The organism is Streptomyces geranii (assembly GCF_002954775.1).
Lineage (GTDB): Bacteria > Actinomycetota > Actinomycetes > Streptomycetales > Streptomycetaceae > Streptomyces > Streptomyces geranii.
Map to the genome: position 1 here is coordinate 46,129 of NZ_PJME01000053.1, position 20,709 is coordinate 66,837.

Annotated in this window: 26 protein-coding genes and 1 pseudogene; 7 read left to right on the forward strand and 20 right to left on the reverse strand. The window is 71.7% G+C overall.

Features of this window, described 5'->3' with window-relative positions; translation table 11 throughout:
- Positions 1 to 14: 14 nt before the first annotated feature.
- Positions 15 to 716, reverse strand: a complete 702-nt coding sequence (locus tag CW359_RS37595) for a hypothetical protein (protein ID WP_105974708.1) — start codon at positions 714 to 716, stop codon at positions 15 to 17.
- A complete protein-coding gene (locus CW359_RS37600) occupies positions 713 to 2,023 on the reverse strand; it encodes a hypothetical protein (protein WP_105974709.1) in 1,311 nt (436 codons plus the stop codon). Before CW359_RS37600 ends, CW359_RS37595 begins: the two co-directional genes overlap by 4 nt.
- 158 nt (positions 2,024 to 2,181) lie before the next feature.
- Here CW359_RS37600 and CW359_RS37605 point away from each other — a divergent pair, with 158 nt between their 5' ends.
- The 4 genes from CW359_RS37605 (at position 2,182) to CW359_RS37615 (ending at position 5,139) form a co-directional block, all read left to right on the forward strand.
- Positions 2,182 to 2,511, forward strand: a complete 330-nt coding sequence (locus CW359_RS37605; RefSeq protein ID WP_105974710.1) for a hypothetical protein — start codon at positions 2,182 to 2,184, stop codon at positions 2,509 to 2,511.
- Complete coding sequence (locus tag CW359_RS37610) at positions 2,508 to 3,599, forward strand: tyrosine-type recombinase/integrase (protein WP_105974711.1); 1,092 nt, start codon at positions 2,508 to 2,510, stop codon at positions 3,597 to 3,599. Before CW359_RS37605 ends, CW359_RS37610 begins: the two co-directional genes overlap by 4 nt.
- Before the next feature lie 293 nt (positions 3,600 to 3,892).
- The gene (locus CW359_RS45585) at positions 3,893 to 4,063 is read left to right on the forward strand and encodes a hypothetical protein (RefSeq protein WP_157968714.1); all 171 of its coding nucleotides are present in this window, start codon (positions 3,893 to 3,895) and stop codon (positions 4,061 to 4,063) included.
- A 167-nt stretch (positions 4,064 to 4,230) separates the two neighbouring features.
- A complete protein-coding gene (locus tag CW359_RS37615; RefSeq protein WP_105974712.1) occupies positions 4,231 to 5,139 on the forward strand; it encodes a hypothetical protein in 909 nt (302 codons plus the stop codon).
- 154 nt (positions 5,140 to 5,293) lie between these two features.
- Here CW359_RS37615 and CW359_RS37620 read toward each other — a convergent pair whose 3' ends face one another.
- The 3 genes from CW359_RS37620 to CW359_RS37630 form a co-directional block, all read right to left on the reverse strand.
- Positions 5,294 to 6,391, reverse strand: coding sequence for a DUF6744 family protein (locus CW359_RS37620; protein WP_198655531.1), 1,098 nt, complete (start codon positions 6,389 to 6,391; stop codon positions 5,294 to 5,296).
- A 73-nt stretch (positions 6,392 to 6,464) separates the two neighbouring features.
- A complete protein-coding gene (locus tag CW359_RS37625; protein WP_105974713.1) occupies positions 6,465 to 8,090 on the reverse strand; it encodes a VWA domain-containing protein in 1,626 nt (541 codons plus the stop codon).
- 31 nt (positions 8,091 to 8,121) lie between these two features.
- Complete coding sequence (locus CW359_RS37630; protein WP_232838778.1) at positions 8,122 to 9,321, reverse strand: AAA family ATPase; 1,200 nt, start codon at positions 9,319 to 9,321, stop codon at positions 8,122 to 8,124.
- A 183-nt stretch (positions 9,322 to 9,504) separates the two neighbouring features.
- On the opposite strand from CW359_RS37630, the gene CW359_RS37635 reads away from it, so the two are divergent.
- Positions 9,505 to 9,786: a hypothetical protein gene (locus CW359_RS37635; RefSeq protein ID WP_105974715.1), complete on the forward strand. Its 282-nt coding sequence runs from the start codon at positions 9,505 to 9,507 to the stop codon at positions 9,784 to 9,786.
- Between the two features lie 6 nt (positions 9,787 to 9,792).
- Here CW359_RS37635 and CW359_RS37640 read toward each other — a convergent pair whose 3' ends face one another.
- The 15 genes from CW359_RS37640 to CW359_RS37710 form a co-directional block, all read right to left on the reverse strand.
- The gene (locus CW359_RS37640; RefSeq protein ID WP_105974716.1) at positions 9,793 to 10,065 is read right to left on the reverse strand and encodes a hypothetical protein; all 273 of its coding nucleotides are present in this window, start codon (positions 10,063 to 10,065) and stop codon (positions 9,793 to 9,795) included.
- Between the two features lie 21 nt (positions 10,066 to 10,086).
- Positions 10,087 to 11,571 (reverse strand): hypothetical protein, encoded by a 1,485-nt coding sequence (locus CW359_RS37645; protein ID WP_105974730.1) that lies wholly within the window; start codon positions 11,569 to 11,571, stop codon positions 10,087 to 10,089.
- Positions 11,572 to 11,654: 83 nt separating this feature from the next.
- Positions 11,655 to 12,197, reverse strand: a complete 543-nt coding sequence (locus CW359_RS37650) for a hypothetical protein (protein ID WP_105974717.1) — start codon at positions 12,195 to 12,197, stop codon at positions 11,655 to 11,657.
- The gene (locus CW359_RS37655; protein ID WP_105974718.1) at positions 12,194 to 12,964 is read right to left on the reverse strand and encodes a DUF5131 family protein; all 771 of its coding nucleotides are present in this window, start codon (positions 12,962 to 12,964) and stop codon (positions 12,194 to 12,196) included. Before CW359_RS37655 ends, CW359_RS37650 begins: the two co-directional genes overlap by 4 nt.
- Positions 12,961 to 13,329: a hypothetical protein gene (locus tag CW359_RS37660; protein ID WP_105974719.1), complete on the reverse strand. Its 369-nt coding sequence runs from the start codon at positions 13,327 to 13,329 to the stop codon at positions 12,961 to 12,963. The genes CW359_RS37655 and CW359_RS37660 overlap by 4 nt, the downstream gene beginning before the upstream one ends.
- Positions 13,330 to 13,436: 107 nt before the next feature.
- Entirely contained in the window at positions 13,437 to 13,844 is a 408-nt protein-coding gene (locus CW359_RS37665) for a hypothetical protein (RefSeq protein ID WP_157968715.1), read from the reverse strand.
- Positions 13,828 to 14,109, reverse strand: a complete 282-nt coding sequence (locus CW359_RS37670; RefSeq protein WP_157968716.1) for a hypothetical protein — start codon at positions 14,107 to 14,109, stop codon at positions 13,828 to 13,830. Before CW359_RS37670 ends, CW359_RS37665 begins: the two co-directional genes overlap by 17 nt.
- Positions 14,106 to 14,942, reverse strand: a complete 837-nt coding sequence (locus CW359_RS37675; protein WP_232838779.1) for a PIN domain-containing protein — start codon at positions 14,940 to 14,942, stop codon at positions 14,106 to 14,108. The genes CW359_RS37670 and CW359_RS37675 overlap by 4 nt, the downstream gene beginning before the upstream one ends.
- A 4-nt stretch (positions 14,943 to 14,946) precedes the next feature.
- On the reverse strand, positions 14,947 to 16,032 hold the full coding sequence (locus CW359_RS37680) for a DnaB-like helicase N-terminal domain-containing protein (RefSeq protein ID WP_232838780.1): 1,086 nt from the start codon (positions 16,030 to 16,032) through the stop codon (positions 14,947 to 14,949).
- Positions 16,029 to 16,583, reverse strand: a complete 555-nt coding sequence (locus CW359_RS37685) for a DUF1643 domain-containing protein (RefSeq protein WP_198655532.1) — start codon at positions 16,581 to 16,583, stop codon at positions 16,029 to 16,031. The genes CW359_RS37680 and CW359_RS37685 overlap by 4 nt, the downstream gene beginning before the upstream one ends.
- The gene (locus CW359_RS37690; RefSeq protein WP_232838781.1) at positions 16,580 to 17,257 is read right to left on the reverse strand and encodes a DUF4326 domain-containing protein; all 678 of its coding nucleotides are present in this window, start codon (positions 17,255 to 17,257) and stop codon (positions 16,580 to 16,582) included. The genes CW359_RS37685 and CW359_RS37690 overlap by 4 nt, the downstream gene beginning before the upstream one ends.
- Positions 17,254 to 18,486 (reverse strand): DNA cytosine methyltransferase, encoded by a 1,233-nt coding sequence (locus CW359_RS37695; RefSeq protein WP_232838782.1) that lies wholly within the window; start codon positions 18,484 to 18,486, stop codon positions 17,254 to 17,256. Before CW359_RS37695 ends, CW359_RS37690 begins: the two co-directional genes overlap by 4 nt.
- A 5-nt stretch (positions 18,487 to 18,491) precedes the next feature.
- A complete protein-coding gene (locus tag CW359_RS37700; protein WP_105974722.1) occupies positions 18,492 to 18,923 on the reverse strand; it encodes an ASCH domain-containing protein in 432 nt (143 codons plus the stop codon).
- Positions 18,923 to 19,207 carry a hypothetical protein gene (locus CW359_RS37705; RefSeq protein WP_105974723.1) on the reverse strand — a complete coding sequence of 95 codons (285 nt, stop codon included), beginning with the start codon at positions 19,205 to 19,207 and terminating at the stop codon, positions 18,923 to 18,925. Before CW359_RS37705 ends, CW359_RS37700 begins: the two co-directional genes overlap by 1 nt.
- 234 nt (positions 19,208 to 19,441) lie before the next feature.
- Positions 19,442 to 19,753: a hypothetical protein gene (locus CW359_RS37710; protein ID WP_105974724.1), complete on the reverse strand. Its 312-nt coding sequence runs from the start codon at positions 19,751 to 19,753 to the stop codon at positions 19,442 to 19,444.
- A 345-nt stretch (positions 19,754 to 20,098) separates the two neighbouring features.
- Between CW359_RS37710 and CW359_RS37715 the strand changes: the two genes are divergently transcribed.
- Entirely contained in the window at positions 20,099 to 20,422 is a 324-nt protein-coding gene (locus CW359_RS37715; protein WP_105974725.1) for a chromosome segregation ATPase, read from the forward strand.
- Positions 20,419 to 20,709: pseudogene (locus tag CW359_RS37720) on the forward strand (DUF2637 domain-containing protein); the annotation flags it as partial. The gene CW359_RS37715 and the pseudogene CW359_RS37720, both read left to right, overlap by 4 nt.

Consider the following 20,709-nt stretch of genomic DNA (forward strand, 5'->3'; position numbering starts at 1 on the left):
TTCCGGGGGAGGGTTCAGGTGTGGCGGCTGCCTGCCAGTACCGGGGCGTCGCGGCCGACGAACTCGCCGCTGACCGCGACCAGGCGCAGCTTCGGGAACGCCTGGGGCTTGTCCTGGCCGGGGACGGCCGGCCATTCGTCGGCGGACAGGCCGTACGACGGGGGCTCCCATTCCGTGCGGTGCCGGATGACCCGCATCGCCTTGCGGTAGCGCGATTCCCAGTTCCAGGCGAAGAACAGGGGCAGTCGCCCGCCGGCGTTGGGGATCGGTTCCGGAGCGCGGTCCTTGCTGTGCTCGGCGCGTTCGAGGATGGGACGCGCGTACTCGCGGCAGCGCGGCCGGGAACAGAACCCCCAGTCGCGCATCCAGCCGGTTGCCGGGTCGAACTCGGCGAAGCCGATGGTCGTGCTCCTGCCGCACAGCCGGTCCACCCGGACCATCGGGGCCTGGCAGCCGGACGGGCCAGCGTGCCAGTCGTGCTCGTAGCGGGGGACGTCCTCGGCGATCGTCTCCCACATCTGCCGGTTGTCGAGGTTGAGGACCTCACGGGTCCGGTCCCAGACCGGCACGTCGGGGTGGTGGCGCTTCGGGTCCCGCAGGGTCACCCACCCCAGCGCGAGGATCAGGTCCCGGGTGCAGGTGGGAAGACGGCGCTCGCCGTACACCCGTGCCGTGAGCTGGTCGTACCTGTGTATCGCGTCGAGGTCCGTTGTCACTGCTCGCCGCCCTCCTGAACGTCGGGGACGCGCGTCCGCAGAACGGCCTGCAGCACGAGCAGCACGTTGCTGCTGGTCTTGCGGTGGGACGACAGGATCTCCTCGCACTCGTCGGCCCACTCCGGCACAGGACCGGAACGCAGCAACTCCACCGGGCGGCGCTCGTCGGGACGACAGACCCAGGTGTAGAGCGTGCCTACGTCGGCGCCGTCCAGGGCGGCGGCCATCAGGTAGCGGGACAGGAGCCTGTGGCTCAGGCTCTGCCAGAACTCGGTGTTCGGCGCGTAGTCCTGAAGCAGGGAGGTCGCGGTCGACAGGGCGATGTCCGGATCCGAGCAGGCGGCGATGTCGAGGACGAATGCCGCCCGCTGCTTCGCGCGGTACGCCTCGATGGCGTGGTCGAGGTGCTTGCGGATGCTGTCGGCGCCAGGGCTGTCGAGGCGCTCGGCGAGCAGGGCGGCCACAGCGCGCTTGGAGCCGCTGCGTTCCTGGTCGGTGAGATCGAGGTACGCGGCGTACACCCGCTCGCGGGTTCCGCCCTCGGCCGGGAGGCTTTCCGCGGAGCGGCCCCGGAGGATGTCCTGGGCGATGCCGCGCTGGGTGGCGGCGCGGCGTCGGTGCTCGGCGGCGAGGGGCTCTTCGAGGTCGGCGAGCCGGTCGTAGACCTCGGCGCGGGCGAAGTGCTTGGCGGCCCACACGGCGCGCTTCTCCTCGCGGGCGGTGCCGGTGGCCCCCATTGCGTCGTTGGAGGCGGCGTCGATCTCCTTCCGCAGCTCCTCGGCCCGAGCGTGCAGCTGCTTGGCCTCGGCGCGGCGGGAGTTGGCCTCGGTGCGGGCGGCCTCGTCGTGCAGGGAGGACAGTTGTGTGCTGATCGCGTGCGGTTCGTCGGGTGTCAGTTCGGCGTACCACTCGTCCAGGTTGCGGACGTGGTCCGCAGGGTCGGCCGGGCCGTGGCCGATGCCGTTGCGCTGGCGGCCCAGCAGGACCCACGCGCCGACCCTGGTGTTCCACCGCTCGTGGGCGGACTGGCGGGAGCTGCCGACGGCGGAGCCGATGTCGGTCCAGCTGGCCCCGCGCTCGCGTTCGGCAACGACGGCCTGGTCGATCAGCCGCTCGGCGAGGCCCTGCACGAACAGGGCGTCGCGGAGCAAGCTGCCGTGGTCGTCGCCCGGGTAGGGCTGGCCGACGGCGAGCAGGGCCGCGTCGGTGATCTCACGCAGGGTCTGCGCGCGGGCGAGCATCGCTTCGTCGGCGGGGGCGAGGGCCGGGGGCCGCTCGCGTTCGGTCGGTTCGTTTGCTTCATCCATGCAGTCAGGTTAGACCTGACAGATAGGAACGTCAGCCCCAACCTGACAGATAGCCCAGATTCACCCGTCCGGGTGGCCGGAATGAAGGCACAGGATAATTACAGTTATCCTGTCGCTCACTGAATCCCGCTCGGGGGTTCGAATTCCGGGGAGACACCGTGCCGCTGACAGCCGATCACTTCGACCGCGTCAACGCGTTCCTGCGCAACCGCATCGACCCGCTGCTTGCCCACGCGCGGGAGCAGGGCAACAGCGACCTCGTCACGGCGCTGACCGCACTGTCGAGGGCCGTCGAGTCGAACTACGTCATCGGCCGCGACCTGCTCACCGTGGAACTCGACGCCGAGCACCGGGAGGCCACAGCGGACGCGCGCTGGGACAGCCTGAGCACCATGGCGTACGAGTGGCGGGACCACCCCGACTACCTGGACGAGTTCGAGCTGAACATCCACGAGCTGGGCGGCGTGCCCACTCCTGTCCAGCCGTGACGGCGGGGGCCGTTGAGCGTTCGCCCCGGACGACGCTCGCCACGCTGCGCCGTGACCCGCGTGACCTGTGGCCGGAGCATGCACGCAAGCTGTACGACTTCCTCGTCGGGCTGTACGGCGAGGATGACGTGCTGCCGACCCTCGCGGCCTCCTGGATCGCACACCAGCGGTCGGTGAACACACAGAAGTCGTACGCCCGGGGCTTCCGCATCTTCGAGGAGTTTGCCCGGGAGTACGGCACGCACCCGATGACGGTGAAGTTCCCGCTCGCCGACACCTTCCGGCTGTACCTGGAGACGACCCCCACGTGGGTACGGGTCAAGGGCGGCCGGCGCGGCGAGATGGTGCGGGCCGGGAAGCCGTACAGCGACGCGTCGCGCGCGAACGCGCTGTCGGCGGCCAGCTCGTTCTTCAGCTACCTGGACGTGGTCAGCGACGACCCGCTGAAGAACCCGTTCGACGCGGTCGCGCGGCCGTACCTCGATCCGGACTACTCGCCGACCGTGGGCTACACCGAGGAAGAGTGGGTGACCCTCGTGGTCACCGCGCGCGACCACCACCGGGTGGCTGCGTACCGCAAGCGCGCGTATGCGCTGCTGCTGCTCCTGTACACCTGCTGCCTGCGCATCGACTCGCTGCTCAACGCCCGGGTCGAGGACCTCGGGTATGACAAGGGGCACCGTGTGCTGCTGCTGGAGAAGATGAAGGGTGGCGGGCGGAAGAAGAAGCCGATCCCGCCGGTGGCCTGGGACGCGCTGCAGGACTACCTCGGCGGCCGTACGGAGGGGTGGTTGTTCGAGACGGCGACCGGCGGCCAGCTCGACGAACCGGCGGTGTGGCGGCTGCTGCAGGCCCTGGCCAAGCGGGCCGGGCTGCCCGCGCGCGGTCCGCACGGCACCAAGGGCGACGCCATCACCCACGCCCTGGCGAAGCCGGACGCGCGCCCCGACAAGATCCAGCGCTGGGCCGACCACAAGGACTCCCGCACCACCCAGCGGTACAACCGGCGCAAGGAACTGCTCGACGACAGCCCCGGCTACAGCGTCGGCGCGGACGTCGCCGGCGCCCTCGCCGAAGGCCCGGCGTAATGCCCAACTCAACCGCCCTGTAGCCGATTTGACACAGAAGCGGCCGACCGGCACTCTCAATGCCCACAACCGAATGACACAACCGCCCGCGGGTTGACGGACCACGGTCCACACGATGTCCCCGGGGCGCAGCACAACCAGCACCAACGGCATCACCTGGAGTCTGAGAGCACCACCGAACTCCTCCAGGACCTGTACGGCCCCGTTCGCCACACCCGGCGACCGGGGCCGTCTTGCTGCCCGCTTCCTTGCCCTTCCCTCTCTTCACCCCCGCCATACGAAGGAGATCGCCCATGCCTGCACCCCAGACCCCGCCGATGACCAAGCCCCAGCCCGCCGGGGCTTCCGGCCGGCGCCGACGCCGGACCAAGGTGCTGCTCTGGCGCGCGGCGCTCGGCGCGGCGTCCGCTGCCGGAGCGGGGCTCGTCACGGTCGCTATCGACCGGATCAGCTCCCTGTTATGAGCCCGGCCTCGCGGCCCTCGCGCGCGCCCGTGCGTAGGGCGGTCTCAAAAGTCCCAAAACCCGGATCGCCTCGTCATACGCGCGCCCGCGCGTAGGGGGGTCCAGAAAGTCCAGAAACCCCGCCCATCTGCGGGCGGGGCCTGCGACGGTGCGCCACAATCGGGCGCGTGCCGGAGACGTTTCCCTCGATCGACGCTCTCGACGTCCTCCTCGCCGACCTGCGGGTCGGTGAGGCGCGGCGCCGCCAGCTCGGCATGGTCCGCAGGGAGCTGGAGCAGGCCCTGGCCCGGGGCGCGCTGCCGGTCGGCGCCCGGCGCAGTCTGCGGCGGCTCCTCGAACGGGAGGCGCTGACGCCGTACGTCCGGCTCGCCCGCTCCGGTCAGCTGCGTGCCCGCCGGGTGAAGGGCGGCTTCCCGCCCACCTCGGAGGCGACCAACGAAGCTCGTGCCCAGTGCCTCGACCTGCTGTGTAAGGCGTACGGCCTGCCCGCGCCCCGGTTCGGTGCCGGCGGCCGGGTACCGCCCCGGCCCACCCCGGACTTCGGGGACCTCGCGGCCCTGCGCCGCCAACTCGACCAGGACCTCGGCGGCTACATGTCACCGGGCCACACCCGGCTCACCGCGGTGGTCGCCCTCGTCCTGGACGCGGCGCCCCGGTCGGGGGAGCTGGTCGCCATGCGCCTGTCCCACCTGCAGCCCGGGGCGGTGTACGTCGACCGGCGTCCGCAGCGCGGCGGCGAGCCGGACGGCGACTGGTTCGAGCTGTCGCCGATCGGCGCCGCGGCGCTCGGCCGGTGGCTGCCGCTGCGCAAGGACTACGTCGACCGCACCCACGGGACCAGCAAGCTGTGGGTCAGCCTGCACCCCAACCACGACGGCGTCCTGGACGCGGACGGGCAGGCCACCCTGCGGCCCGCCGGCGTGCCCCTGGAGGACAAGGGCATGACGGACAGCTACGCGGCCGGGCGCGCGCGGTACGGCCTGGACAAGCTCCCGCCCAAGCTGGAGCAGCTGCGGCGCGCGGTCCTCGAACAGACCCCACCGGTCGCCCTCGACCTGCCGGCCCCCGCCGCGTAGTTCCCTCTTCCTTCTCGCTGCCCGACCTGGTCCGTCTTCCCGAAGGGCGCGGGCGCCCCACAGGGCCTGTTATTACCGAGCGTAAAAACGGACGTTTTTGTACCAGGGGACGGCGCCCCCGGTCCACCGGGGGTTGGGTGCCCGCCCTGGGGACCTACTCGTCGTCGTCGGCGGCCGTGGCGAGCAGGCCACCGAGCTGCAGCTTGACGAGGTTGAGGGCGGCGCGGGTGTCGTCCAGGGAGGAGGAGAGGAGTTCGGAGTGCTCCTCGGTCGTCTCTTCCAGGGCGCGGAACCGCTGGTGGAGCGCGATGGCTTCCTCGGTCTTGCCGCTGCGCTGGGCGGCGACGATGTCCTGGGCCAACTGGTCGAGGTCCTCCTTTGCCCGAGTGGTGAAGGCGGCGACGATCATCTCGCGCATCTCGTCCTGGTCGGGGAGAGGGACGCGGACGAAGTTGCTGCCCTGGCCGAACCGCTTGACCAGGTCCCTCAGCTTTCCGAGAGTCTCGGAGTGACGGCGGTTGACGAAGTAGACCCCACCGGTCGGCCTGATCTTGGTCCCGTCGAGGGACTCGACGTACCGGCGCAGGACACCACGGAGCTTGTCGCTGGTGAGGTAGGTGCAGCGGCGGCGGAACGCGGCGCCGACGGCGTCGAGCATCTCCCGTACGGTCTCCTGCTCGGCCTCCGGGAGACGGGCGATGGCCGTGTTGTTCGGGCGGATGTCCAGGGTGCCGGCGCCTTCGGGACTGCCCTCGCTGCTGGCCCGGTGGAAGGTGCAGGTGGCCAGCTGGGTGTCGTACTTCAGGCTGCTGGCCTTCTCGTCACGGATCTCCCGCACCACGTGCCGGACGATCTGCTCACCGTCGCGGCGAACGGGCCGGACCATCAGGGTGGCGGCGTCGACCGGCTGACGGCCTCGGCGGCGGCCGTGGCGGCTGGCGGGACCGGTGGCGCGGGGATCGTCCAGGGGGTAGGTGACCCGGACCCCGTTCGGTCCGGTGACCCGCTCGAACGCGTCGACCTCGCGCACCGGCGGGGGCAGCAGGTCCTCGTCCAGGCCCAGCTCGCGGAACGCCGCTACTAGGTCGTCCCGGGTGACGTGCCCCTCGAAGACGCTGTAGAGGACCATGTGGCCGAGCAGCGGGGCGTCGTTCGTATCCATCGTCGCCGTGTAGGCGTCGAACACGACGTCGCCGGTCCCGGCGGACTCACCAGCGGTGGGCTGCGGCACAGGCGCGGAGGGCGTGGACATGAACGGGACTCCTTAGCAAAAACGGACGTTTTAGGTTTAGGGGGTCCTTCCCCCGGCCGGGGGAAGGCGGCCCTCAGATCAGGCGGAAGAGGTCGGCGGCCTGGCGGGTGTCGGTGAGGTCGTCGAGGGTGCGGAGGTTGTCGCACAGGGCGTCGAGGACGGAGCCGGGCTCGGCCGGGGCACGGGCGCCGATGGCGATGCCGAAGCAGCGGAAGCCGAGTTGGTGCCGGGCGTCGTTCCAGCCGCGCATCCAGTCCTCGGTGACGTCGCACTCGCCGTCGGTGATGAGGACGATGTCGCCGCGCGGCCGGCCGTCGTCGTTGAACTCCGCGTCGAGTTGGTCGACCGCGACGGTGAGCGGGGCCTCGAAGTCGGTGCCGCCCCCGTAGTACGTCTCGGCGAAGGCGATGACGTCGGCGATGTCGACGGGCTGGGAGGCGGGGAACGGGTGCACGCTGACCTCGTTCTCGGAAGAGAAGAGGATGCCGACGAAGTCGCGGCGGGCGGCGCGGGCCTGGTCGAGCAGGGCGAGCGCGCACGCCTTGGCCCATGCCTCGCCGGTGACCCCGCTGCCGACCGGGAGGCTCATGGAGAAGGAGGTGTCGATACAGGCGATGATCGCGCCCTGCCCGGTGTACTGCTCGCCGCGGCTGTCGTACTGCATGAGCTGGGCCTCGGCGTAGCGGGCGGCGAACACCGCGCGCAGGGCAGGGATGCCGAGATGGGCCAGCTCGGAGGGCACGACTCGGGTGAGGTCGTCTCCGAGGGTGATCCCGACCAGTTCGCCCGGGGCGTTCTCCACGCGGCGGTCGCGCTCGCCCACGGCCATCTGCCGGAAGCGGCCGATGAGTTCGGCGAACTGGCCGATCCGGCCGGAGCGCAGCCGCTCGGCGAGCTGGGCGCGCTCGGCGTACGGCATCCGCTCCAGCTGCCCGGGGCCCACGCCCCACGCCCTCATCAGGGCGGCCTCCTCCTGGGCCTCCTCGACCGCCTCGTCCAGGGCGCGGCGGACGGCCGTACGGATGCCGGGGGCGGCCTGGGCGAGGGACTGCGCCGCGCGCTGGGCTGCGTCCTCGGCCTCCTGGCCGGCGGCGTCGGCCCGGTCGGCGGCCTGCCGTACGGCGTCGGCCTCGTCGTCGGGCACGTTGCCGTCCTCGTCGGCGGCCCCGGTCGCCTGGGCCAGTGCCTCGGCGAGGGCCTCGGCCGCTTCCTGCTCCGCTTCCTGCGCCTCCTTGGACTCTTCGGCCTGCTCGCGGGCGGTCCGGCTGTCCTCCAACATCCGGCGCAGGGCATCGGCCTGGGACAGCACGGCCATCGCCGCGGCGTAGGGGTCGCCGGAGGTCTCGCGGTGCAGGTCCTCGAACTCGGGGGCGTTCATCATCGCCGCGACGATCTGGTGGTTGGGCACCCGGGAGGCGTCCATCTCCTCGCGCCCGCGCAGCTGGGGGGTCACCTTGTAGGCGGCGAGGTAGAGGTCACGGAGCAGGTCGGCGGTGTAGTCGTAGCGCTCGGTCAGCTCGTCTTCGAGGTCGCGCAGGGCGTCCGCCTGCTCGTACACCTCCTGCCAGGACATCGCGTCGAAGCGGTCCGCGACGACCGCGCCGGTGGCGCCGGGCGGGGGAGGGGACTGGGCCAGCCCCAGCCACTTCCCCGCACGCCCGACCAGGTCCTTCAACTTGGTGGTCAGCTTCTTCTTCATCCCCGTCCCCTCTCCTCCTCGCGGTCCCGGCTCAGAGCTGGCTCTGGACCATCGAGGCGTCGACCCCGAGGGCCTCGGTCAGCACCCGGGCGTGCACCGCGCGCTGCCGCCCGATGACCCGGTCGATCGCGGTGGTCGACCGCCCGCTGCCCTCGGCCTCCTTGCGGAGCTTCACCAGCTTCTTGCCCGCGCGTGCGAGCTTGGTGTTGGCCTCTTTGATCGCCCAGTCGCTCAGGGCCTCGCGGGACTGTCCGGCCTTGGCGTCCAGTTGCGCCTCCAACTCCTCGATGGCGTCGGCGAGGTCGAGGGCCTCGCGCGCGTCCGGGTTGACCATCTGCAGGACCTCGCGCTCGACGACCGGGCGCTGCGCGGGGGAGTCCCACAGCACGTGGGTCAGCACGGTCAGGTCGGTCTCACCCACCGACTCCCGCCCGTCGAGGTACGCGGACGCCTGCAGCAGCCGCACAGCCTGGCGCCAACGGCGGTCCGACGAGACCAGCTCCTGCCGGCGCAGCGCGGCCCGCAGCGTGCAGATCCCGTCCACGACCAGGTCGGGCACGACGACGGTGGGGACCTCCTTGGTCACCGCGCTCTGCAGCTGCTCCAGCGACACCGTGGTCCGGACTGGGATCGCCGGTTCGGTGACGGCGCCCCGGATCAGTGCCGCGAAGTTGCTCGGGTCGGCGAGGTAGCCGACCTCGATCCGTACGAGCAGCCGGTCGTAGATGGCGGCGGACTCCTCGCCGACGGGCAGTTCGTTCGAGGCCGTGATCGCGCTGATCAGCGGGCACCGGATCGGGGCGCCGCCGTTCTCCGGGTGGTAGAGCCGCTCGTTGAGGAAGGCCAACGTCTCGTTGAGTGCGGCCGTCGAGCACTTGAAGATCTCGTCCATGAACGCGATGTGCGCGGTGGTCGCACGGCCCTCGTACACCTGCCGGTACTCGCCCTGGCTCAGTGCGCCGACGTCGATGGGGCCGAACATCCGGGTGGGCGCCGTGAATTTCGACAGCAGGATCTCCCAGAGTTCCGCGCCCTCGATCCGGCCTGTCAGCTCCCGCGCCAGCTCGGACTTCGCCGTTCCCGGAGGGCCCAGCACGAGGGAGTGCTGCCCCGCCAGCATCGCCACGACCAGCGCCCGGACGACGTCGTCCCGCTCGAAGAAGCGGTCCGACAGCTCCCCGGTCACCGCCCGCAGCTGACCCGCCGTGTCCACCCCGCTGGCTTCCGCCACCGTCACCAACTCCTTGGTCGCCGACCCCTCCCGGCCTCCCGGGCGAGGACACCACGGTACCGAGATCCGATGCAAAAACGGCCGTTTTTGCAGAATCTCGGGGTCCCCTTTCGGGCGAACTCTTGATGGCGCTGGCCGACAACCTTCTAGCCTGGCCCCATCGCAACACCGAAGGAGAAACCCGTGCCCACCACGTATCCGTCCGGCTTGCCTTCCGTCCCTGCAGACCGGTGGGGCGCCGAGAAGCTCGCCGACCTGGGCATCGAGCAACCCGACGAGGGGCGGCCGGTCGCGGTCGCCGACTTCGTCCTCAACGCCGACTCCGCCCAACAGGCCGAGCAGCGCCTGCTCGCCTACATCGACAACGACTACGAGGACGACCTGCGGGGCGCAACAGCAACGGCGGCCGACGAATCGTCCCCGGGTCGCTGGCGGGTGACTCTGCGGGTGCCAGGGGAGTTCTGACCCGAGTCAGGCGGCTCGTCGCCGGGGAGATCGTCCGCCGGGGTTGGGGAGGTTCCGGGCTCGGCGCTCGGCGTGCCGGGCTCGCATCGCGCAGGACCGGCAGGCGCCGATGCCGTCGCGGACCTGGCGGAACCGTGGGGTCACCTGTGCCCCGCACTCCGTGCAGCGGCAGGGCCAGGGGACGTTGTACCCCGGGTACGGCCCCTCGGGTTCGAGGCCAGCAGCGCGCATGACCATGTCGGCGTAGATGAACTGCAGGGTGTCCGGCAGTTTGGTCACCTCGTCCCCTCCCTCGTCCGCTCAGCGCCCGCCGGTCGCGGCGTGCAGGTACTGGAGCCGCTCCTGGGCCGTGGCCACGTGTCGCCGGTCGAGCGAGGGCAGGGCCCGCAGCAGGCTGATCAGTTCCGGTGCGCACGCGATGGCATCCCTGGGGGTCGGGATCATCGCCCAGCAGTAGTGCGCGCTCGTCGCTGCGGCCATCACCTCCGGCGCATCCGGGGCCTGGTGCGCGAGGCGGGTCCGGCCGGCCGCGACCCACAGCTGGGTGGCGAGCAGCCACCGGCCCTCCATCTTCGCCAAGTCGGCGCGGATCTCTGTCCATTGCGTCGCCTGGGGGGAGTCGACCCCGTAGGCGTGCAGGGTGTGCTGCTCCCACGCCTGGGCCAGCTGCGCGGCTTCGTGGAACCGCCCGGCCGCGGCCAGTTCGTGGATGTGCGGGCGGGGGTCCGGCTGCACCGGCGGGGCCGGCGGCTGCGCCACGGGCACCGGCTGGGGCACGGGCACGGGAGCCGGGTACTGGTACGCCGAAGCTGGCGCGGGCTGGGGCACGGGAGCCGCGACGGGCGGGCTCGGCCGGGGCGGAACCTGCTGCTGAGGTGCCTGCTGGGGGACCGGCACAGTGCGGGACTCGGCCTGTACGGTCCGGTCGACGTCCGGGACCCGCTGGTGTGCCCCCGGCGGGAGTTCGTAGGTGATCGCCTCGTCCCACGGGATCTCGTCCGGGCGTCGCTGGGGCTCCGGCTCGGGCTGGCGGCGGCCGGGGAGCCGCTGCAGCAGGGAGGTGTCCCCGGCGAGCAGGCGCTGAAGGTTGGACACCGGCGGCCGGGGCACGGGCGCGGTGATCTCCGGGGCGGCCGGGATGATGAACGTGCCCGGGGGGAGTGCGGCGGAGCCGACGGTGAGGGCGTGCAGTCGGCTGCTGGCGGGCCGGTCGGGGTTGAGCCGCAGCTGCTCGATCCAGTGCCGGGTGTAGGTGCTGGCTCCGTGGCTGCCGGGGAATCCGGGCGGGGCGATGACGCCGTACGTCTCGGCGGACGCGGTGTCGGGCAGCGTGCCGTACTCCTGGAGCAGGGGCCAGGCGTGCTTGTCGGCGGCGAGGTCGAGCAGGATCGTCGTCAGGCCCGCCGGCCGGGTGCGCAGCTCGGCGCCCAGCCACTCCCACGGCAGCGCGGTGTAGCGGGTGGTGGACGTGGTGCTGCCCGGCAGGGCGAGGTGCAGCTGCTGGCGCCGGTCGGCGGTGAGGCGGCCGGAGAGGTAGACCAGCAGCGGTCCGGGGGTCGCGGCGGCCGTGCGCAGCCTCATCAGCAGGGCGTTCTGGTCGCGGATGCCGTCGAGGTACGTGGTGTCGCTCGGGACGTTGCTGCCCAGCAGCACGGGGGTGGGAACGATGGCCAGTGCCGCGAGGTTGGCGGACGGCTCGACCTGGACGGTGCGGCGTCGGCTGGCGACGTCTCCTGCGATCAGTAGTACGTGCCCTCGCTGCTGGTCCGCCCCGTTGGTCTGCATGTACAGCACCGTACTCATCAAGACCGACAGCCCCGGCAGGGTTTCTGCCGGGGCTGTCGGTCTTGCGGGGGTTGGTCGCGGTGTCAGATGTCGATGTCGTGCTCGTCGACCTCGGGGTCGAGGTCCTCGTCGACCTGGTGCTCGGCGGCCTCGGTGGGGCCGCCGCTGAGGAGGTGCTCGGCGACCTGGTCCCCGAGCACCTCTCGGGCCCGCTGGTCGCCATGGGCCATGGCCTGCCGGAACAGGGTCTGGTTTGCCTCCGAGTTGCTGAACACGTCGTACTCGGGGTGACGTCGCCAGAACTCATCGACAGCGGCGTCCCGGGCGTCCAGGGTGGCGCGCTCGGCCGGGTCGAAGGGGCTGGGATTCGCGGGGATCGCGCCGGCGGCCTCGGCGGCGGGCATGATCTCCTCGTCCCAGACGCACGCGGCGTACTCCGGGTCCATGCCGGACTCCGTGATGTACCGCGCGCGCTGGTCCTCGCCGTATCCGGCGGCCGTCAGCGTCTGCTGGTAGGCGTCGTGCAGCTGCTCGTGGTCCGCGACGTCGTCGGCGGAGACGGTGACCGGCGCCCACGGGTCCGCGGGCTCCGTCTGCTGGGCCTGGTCGTGCTTCTCGCCGTTCAACGGGTGCTTCCCTCCGGGGTCGTGGTCTGCAGGGCGCGGGGGTACTCGTCCCAGGTCCGGCCGTCCAGCAGGCGCCCGCCGGCCTTCGGGGTGAGCCCGCCCACCTGCTTGAAGAAGAACGGGACGGCGTCCTGCTGGCACCGGTCCCGCAGCTGTACGGCCCAGGACAGGTCCATCGGACGGTGGCCCGGCCCGGACTCGCCTCCGGCGATCACCCAGTGGATGCCGTCGAGGTCGAGGCCGTCGAGCGGCCCCAGCAGGGGCTCGCAGGACAGGAACCGCACCTCGGCCGGGACCTGGCGCAGGTCCTCGACGCGGTGCAGCTCGGCGGTGTTCTCCACGGAGACGCCCATCCAGACGTTGGGCGGCCAGTCGAGGTTGGGGGCGAGGCGGGCGAGGCGCCGGGCCCGCTTGGTCAGCACCTGATAGGTGTGGTGCGGGGTGGCGGCCATGACCTCGAAGACCTGCCGGACGAAGTCGAGCGGCACGCGGGCGTGGAAGAGGTCGCTCATCGAGTTCACGAACACGGTCCGCGGCTTCTTCCACGTGTGGGGAATCCGCAGGGCGTCCGGGTGCAGGGTGAGTCCGAAGCCGGGGCCCGACGTCCTGGGGTCTCCGTCGGCCTGGTACTTCGCGGACCCCATCGCCTTCAACCGCTTCGCCAGCGTCAGCGCATAGCAGTTGTCGCAGCCCTCGGAGATGCGGTCACACCCGGTGGTCGGGTTCCACGTCGCCTCGGTCCACTGGATACCGGTTGCGTCGCTCACAGGTCGATCTCCCGCTCTTCCTCGACGTCCCGCTCTTCCTCCGCCGGCGTCGCCTCGAAGCTGCGGGTGTGGGTGACATGGTCCAGGGCCTCCGCGACGGCGCGGGCCTGGGCGCCGCCCTGCTCGCGGGCGGCCTCCTTGACGTCGTTGGCGCTGAGCCCGCCGCTGCTGAGCAGGTGCTGGGCGTGCTGGGCCTGCAGCTCGTACGACAGGACCGTGCCGCCGTCGATCTGTTCGCCCCGCTCGGCGGCCTTCTCCAGGGCGGCGGCCTGCTGGTTGAGCTGGGTGAGGACGGGCAGCACCGCGGCGGCGGCCTGCTGGCGCTCCTCGGCGGCCGGGTCGGTCGGGGTGGTGTTGTTGTTCAACTCGGGTGTCCTTCCGGATCGTTGGGTGTGGTGTCACAGGTCGGAGGTCATCGGCCGGGTACGCGGCCCCGGGCGGGGCGGGGCCCTCGCGCCCGGCGGCAGCGGTCTCACAGGGCGATCTCGTCGGCGAACAGCTCCTGCTGCTCCGGCTCGACGACCGCCGGGGCCGGGTCGGGCTCCAGCTCCGGCTCCTCGGCGGGGTCCCACTCGATCCGGGCCTCGGCCCAGTCCAGGGCGCGCATCTCGTCGAAGGTGAACGCGGACCGCCACGTCTGGCCGCTCATGACCGAGGTGATCCGCCCGTCGGGGTGCAGGGTGCACTCCTGGGGGCCGTGGTGCTCGAAGTGGACCCGGAACGCCCGCGGTTGCGTGGGCAGTTCGACCGGCGCGGCCGGGGCGGACGGTTCCGCCGGGGTCGGCTGGCCGGGGGAGGTCCGGCTCTGGCAGAGGGGGCACGGGCAGACGCCGGTGTGCGTGGGGCTCACCGGCGCCCGGCCGTCAGAGGTCGATGTCATCGTCGAAGTCGAGGTCCTGGTCGACCTCGCCGAAGTGCGGGTCGTCGGGGTCTCCGCGCGTGACCAGGTCCTCGTCCTCGTAGCGTGCTGAGGGGTCGTCCTCGGCACGGTCTCCGTCGAACCAGGGCTGGGGGTCGCCGGTGAAGCGCGGTGCCCAGACGACGCTGCGGTCGTCGTACGTGTAGTGGACCTGGGTCTGCCGTTGGATGCCGGCCTCGTCTGTCCAGGTGTGGATCCAGGGTTCGCGCCGTACGGTGCCGCTCATCGCCACTGCCCGGTGCGCTCGGCGGCGGACGGCTCGCGGGGTGCTTCGCGGGTCGCGCGGAGCAGGTCCTCGATGCCGTATTCGTCGTCGACCGGTGCGGACTCCAGGGCGGGGGTGCGCTCGTGCCCGGCGGCCCGGAGCAGGGCGTCCACGTCCAGTTCGTCGCCCGGTGCGACGGGGCGGGTCTGCCGGGCCTCGCTCGCGGCGACCAGGGCCTCGACGCTCCGGGTGATGCCCTCGACCCGGGCGGCCTCGGTGCGGTAGTCCCAGTACCGCTCGGCGGTGCGGGTGTGCCCCTCGATCACCGCGAGGTTCTGCGCAGTGCGGCCCCGGGTCTCCTCCATGACGCGCTCGTGGCGCTGTTCGCGCTCCAGCCGCCGGTCCTTGCGCCACAGCGGGGCGCAGATGGCGTAGACGGCGGCGGTGCCCAGCAGCCACATCAGGGCGCGCAGGGCCGAGTCCGGCGTCCAGGCGGTGATGCCCAGCAGGGTCGCGACCCCGCCGGCAGCGAACGCCACGCGGGTGATCTCCTTGTCGCCGTGCTTCTTGGCGGCCGACACCACACCGGCTCCGGCGGCGAGCACGGTGAGCAGCCCGCCGATCCACAGCGGCTGAGTGGACCCGTCGGGCAGCTGCTCGTGCCACGCCCACGCCAGTCCGGTCGCCGCGCTGGTGACCAGGCCGGGGGCGACGCGGCCGAAGTGCTCCCACAGCACCCGGGCGGCGCTGCGGACGGGCGGCAGTGGCTCAACGTTCGCGACGTACGGGGCGGTGATCTGGTGCTCGCGGCCGATCAAGTAGGCGGTCGGGTCGAAGGGCTGGGGCTCGTTCACGGGGTCAGATCTCCATCTCGGGTTCGTAGGCGGGGGAGTCGTGCGGGGTGAAGTCGGCTGGAACGGGCTCCGTATCGCTGGGGGCCAGCTCGGGTTCGCGGTCGGCCTGGTGGATGCGCTCGCGGTCGGCGTCGACCGGCTTCAGGGCCTGCCCGGCGTGGTCGACCAGGCCGGTCGGGGCGAGTGCGGGGTGCCGGGCGAGGTTGCGGATGTCGTGGCCGGCGGCGTCCATGCGGTCCAAGGCAGCGGTGCCGAGCACCCGTTCGCCGGTCCAGGCGGCGGTGCCCGGGTTGCCGCCGTACTGCAGCTCGGCGAGGACCTGCTCGCTGGGCTGCGGCCCGGGGTGACGCTGTGCCTCCCACGCGACGGTGACCGGGTCGATCGGCGCCTGCCGCTGGTCGAGCGTCTGCATCGCCCGGAAGACGGCCTTGAGTTCGGGGTGGCTGAAGTCCTCGTTGCGCAGCCACGGGACCTCGGCCAGCTGGCGGGGCTCGGCGAGCAGCGAGGCGACGGTCTCCGCCTCGACCTGGAGGTCGACCCGGGCCCGCTCGGTGCGGGGCGCCGTGGTGACCGGCTCCTCGGGGTGGGTGTCCAACAGGTTGCGCACCACCTCCGGCGCTGCCTGCCATGCGGACCCCAGCTGGTCCAGGCGCCGCCCGGTTCGGTCCGCCTGCTCCAGTGCCTCGCGGGCGTGGTCGGCCTTGGCCTGCCGGGCGGTGTCGCGCAGCTGCTCGCCGGCGTGCTCAACCGCCCGGTGGATGGCCGCCTCCACCACCATCCCGCCGTACAGCGGGGCGGTGCGCGGGTCGGGGCAGACGTTGCGGTTGGCCAGGCCCATGACCCGGGCCGGGCTGAGCAGGTGCCGAATGCCCTGCTCCTCGATCCGGGCCACGGCCTGGGTGACCGCGGCCGGGATCTCGTTGCGGGGGACCTTGGAGAAGTCGACCGAGTGCAGCGTCTGCCACAAGGCGGCGTAGTCCGGACGGGAGAAAGCCCCCGGCGGTATCCAGCGCATCGAGGGCAGCGCCTCGGGGCGGTGCAGCATCGCCCCGAGCAGCGCTTCCTCGGCCTTGAGCGTCAGCCTCTTCACCGGGCCACCCCGCCCGGCTCGTACAGGTGCAGGGGCGCAACCGCCGGGAGGTACAGCGGGTGGCGCGGGTGCCCGGACTTGGTGGTGCCCAGGGCCCACAGCCGCGCGCCGTGGGCGGTGAGGGCCTTCTCGACGGTGGCGGCGCGCTGGAGCCTGCCCCATGCTCCCCAGCCGACGGTGAGGTCGTGGGCGGCCTCGGCAAGCAGCTGCAGCAGCGCGTCGTTGTGGGCACCGACGGTGTCGCCCCGCCCGGCGGTGAGGATGCTGGGGTCGGTGGACCGGACGGCGAACAGGTTGGCCAGCACCAGCCCGCCGTGGCCGTCGCGCTGGGCGAAGCCGACCAGTCGCCGGACCGTGGGGTCGTCCTGGTCGGCGGTGGCCATCGACGGGTTGAGCAGGACGTACACGCGGTGCGGTCCGTGTGCCCAGGTGCGGGTCAGGGCATAGCGGTGGACCAGGTCGGGGCTGAACACGGCGGTGCCGGCGTTCCCCTGCTGATGCGTCAGGCCCTGGTCGGCGGCCCATGCCTGGATCTGCTCGGGCAGCGTCACGGCGTCACCTCCGCCGCGTCCGCCAGCTCGGCGAGCACGCGCGCGTGGCACGGCTCGCCTTCGTGGCACCAGCAGCCCAGCCGCTTGCCCTTGAGCCGGGGAAGCTCGCGCGCGACCAGGTCGCGGTGCTGGTCGAGCCACACGCGGTACTTGGCGACGACGTCCTCGGCGGTGCCGTGCTTGCCCACCTTGAAGGGGTTGGCGAGCAGGTGACCGGCGAGGTGCCATCCGCCCTGGTACATCGGGCGGCCGACGTAGACGACCCCCCGGATCCCAGGGTCGTCGCGGCGGCCCTTGAGGCACACCACGCTGGTGCGCACGACCAGGTGCGGGTCGTCCGCCAGCCAGACCGGGAACCACACCTGGCGCTCGCCGCGCCGCCGGGAGCCGCACAACTGAGTGATGCGCTTGCCGGTGCGCTGGCACCCGTTGCCCATGTGGTCGACCCGCAGCGGGCCGATGCCGAGCAGGGTGTCGTTGGCGTCGGTCCACCGGTCGACGACGTACTCGGAGACCCACTCCGCATCGACCGCGCTCATCGCCTGCGGTACGACCGGAGGGAGCGGCAGGGCAGGGCCCGCCGGGGCGGCGGGCTGCGTCTCCTGCGGGGCGGGGTCGGCGAACAGGTCGAGCTGCTCGCCGCCGACCATCTGGGAGTTGAAGCGCTTGGTCATGACGGCAGCACCGCCTTCACCTGTTGCGCCACCATCGTCGCGACGGTGACGGGGACGGCGTTGCCGACCTGGAGCCCAATGTCGGACTCGCCGCCGGCGAAGGGGTGGTGAGCGGGGAAGCCCTGAGCGCGGGCCTTCTCCGGGTTCTTCAGCGGCCGGTACTCGCACTCGTCGACGGTCATGTCGGCGGTCGGACGGACGAGATAGTGGTGCTCGCCGCCCTGTGCCGTCAGGGTGCCGATCGGCGCGTCCAGTGAGGTGGCGCGGCCGTGGTTCCGCAGGGTGATGATGAACGGCTTGCCGCCGAACTCCTGGATGCCGTCCTCGACCCGGGCGCGGGTGGCGTCCTCGTAGGGCACGCCGGGACGGTCCCGGCGGCCGTCGCCGAACCGTTGGCCGCGCAGGGTCGGGTCGAGGACCTCGCCGATTCCCCTCGTGATCGGCTCCACGCGCGCGTGGCAGCGCTCGGTCGGGCAGACGTAGTAGTACGACTGCCGTGCCTTCGAGTCGGCCTTCAGCCGGGGGTTGTAGGAGCCAACCCGCCGACCGCTGGGCTTGCCCGGCCAGTGCTGGATGCCCTTGACCGGACCGCAGTTGGGGCAGATGGAGGCCGGGCGGGGCCGCAGGTCGGGCACACGCCCGATGTCCTTGCGGACCATGGCCCACACCAGCCGGTCGCGGTACTGGGGGAGGGGACCGAGCACTCCGTCCGGGGTCTCGACACTGATGTGCGCGGCGTTCACCGACGCGAGCGTCGGGTAGAAGCCGAGAGCGTCCCAGACGGCCAACCAGGCGTTGAAAAGCTCGGGGTTGCGGGTCGCGAACCCCGGGACGTTCTCCCCGCAGTAGGCCAGCACGCGGCGCTTGTGCACCTCGACGTAGCGGACCGGCTCCCATGCGGTCATCCGGGTCTGGCCCCAGTCGGAGCGCTTGCGGTTCTGGTTGTCGCCGAAGTCCAGCTCGTCCTGCACCCGGGCGGCTGAGTTGCCGCCGGCCGGGGTGGACTCCCAGCAGATCGGCGAGCCGACCACGACCTCGCAGGGCGGCAGGGTCCGCATGTCGATCGTCTGGATCGCCGCTTCGCGCACGTAGATGCCGGGAACGTTGGCGCGCGCGGTCGCGACGGAGGCGGGGTGGTGGTTGGCGCCGAACACCGGGGCGTACCCGGCGTTCATGAAGCCGCGGCCGTCGCCCCACCCGCCGCTGAACAGATGACCAGAGGTGTGCACGACGGCTACACCTCCCGTCCGAGCAGGCGGCCGGCGGTGTCGTCGTCCAGCTGCAGGCGGACCCGGGCGACCAGTTCGGCCGGCGGGAACCACAGCCCCAGCTGGCCCCGCTCGTGCGGGACCGGAAGGGGCAGCGGGGTGATGTCGTCGAGGACGTAGTGGGTGTGGCCGGGCAGGGACCAGGGCGTGCACTCGCCGTCGTCGTCGTGGGCGTCCACGATCCGGGCGACGGCGATGACGGCGCGCTGCTCCAGCTGCAGCCCGCGAATGACGGAGGCCATGGGCGGGTGCTTCTTCGCGGCCTTGTCGACGGCCGCGCCCGCGTGGATCAGGATCGTGCCGCGGTAGGACCAGCGCGTGACCCTGTTCTCAACGGTCTTGCCCGCGTACGCGATGCACGCGGCGTAGGGCTGGCGGACCGTGAGGGCGCGGACCATCACAGCCCCCGCAGCGCGCGGTAGATGCCGATCAGGACGATCACCACGATGACGGCGCCCATGATGGTGCCCCTCGTCGTCGCGGCGACGACCCTGGTCGGGCGCACGGGCATCTTGTGCATCGCGTAGATGACGGTCCCGACGTACGCGATCAGGGCGGCGGAGAGGGCGTTGACCAGGCCCATTCCCAGGCCCAGGGCCAGGAAGCCGATCAGTACGGCCGCGAGCGTCACGCCGACGGCGGTCAGGCGCTCGGTGTTCGTGGTCTTCGAGGTGGAACGCACAGCAAGTCCTCCGGTGCAGGAGAAGAACGGGGAGTGCTCGCCCCGGGCGGAGGCGGTGCCTCGAACACCCGGGGCGAGCTGTAGGGGATTGATCAGCTGCGCTCGGCGTGCGACCGGTGGCAGCTCAGCGGGAGCCCCCGCGGGGGGCCTCCTCGGACCGCTTGTTGGCCTCGGCGACCTTGCGGCTCAGCTCGGCGCGCTCGGCGTCGGTGAGGTGCGTGGTGAACACCGGCGTCAGCCGACCAGCAGGGCGGAGCGCGGGCGGGTGGGCTGCGCCGGGGGGTTCTGGCGGCCGTCCCGCTCGTGCGGGGTCGGGCGCATGGGGAGCTGCGGCCGGTTCTCGGCGTGCACCGGGTTGTCGCAGATGGCGACCCCCGCGAGGGTGATGACGCGCTCGAAGTCGTGGCAGTCCGAGCAGTTCGGCGCGGCCGGCGCGTCGAAGGCGGGGCCCATCTTGCCGACCAGGATCAGCCGGGTGCCGCTCGCGTTCAGCGCGTTGACGACCTGCAGGTCGAAGAACCGGGGGCGGGTGGAAGACTTACGCATGGATGTCCCTCTTCAGTCAGGGGTGTCCCGGATCCGGAAGGCGTTGGGTCGCCTGTCCGGTGTCGGCCAGCGGCTGCAACCGCCGGCCTGAGAGAGGGTCAGGGCCTGCAAGCCCTGGCCCTCTCTCGTGCTTGCAGAACCAATGTAACCCCTAGACCTTTGAACTTCAAGACCCTTGAACTCTTGGAGTTTTGAAGTTATGTTGATCTCCACAGCTACTGAAGGGAGGGGCGAATGGGAATCGCCTCGGTCCGGGAACGGGCACCGGTACGGCGTACGGTGCCCGGCGCCCGGACCCATAACCTCTTGGAGTCACTCACTCCACGACCCCAAGGGGGACACCAGATGGCGGACAACTCGGCCAAGCAAAAGGCCACGCAGTCCGAGGAACGGCCCAAGTGGGTGCCGTTGCGCGAGGACCAGCACTCTGAGCTGTCCACCATCGCCCGGGAGCTGATGCTGGCCCGGTCCCGCAAAGGGGAGCGGATCACCGAGAACACCGTGATCCGGCTCGCCGTGGACCTGGTGATCCGGCACCCGGAGCTACTGATCGGAGACACGGAGGAAGAACTGCGCACGAACATGTTCAGCCGGTTCGATCTGCTGCTGGCCCGGGAGCGGGAACTGCTCGCCGGCGGTGCGAAGGACGAGCCATGGGAGGACAAGTGACCTCAGCAGCATCGACCGACCCGCTCGACTGGCAGGCGGAGGCTGAACGCCTCTTGAAGGACATGCCCACCTGGGTCCTGCTGGCCATCGCCGGCGCCGTACTCATCACGGTGCTGATCGCGGGCTTCCTGGTCCTGTCCCGGACCTCGAAGCGAAAGGCGGAGAGCGACAAGAACCACGAAGCGGCCGTCGCGGTCGCCCGGGAGAAGGGGCAGCCCCTCCCTCCGAAGCCCCTGCACATGGACCCCACGCCGCTGCTCGGTGGTATCGCGGTGTCCCTGAACGGC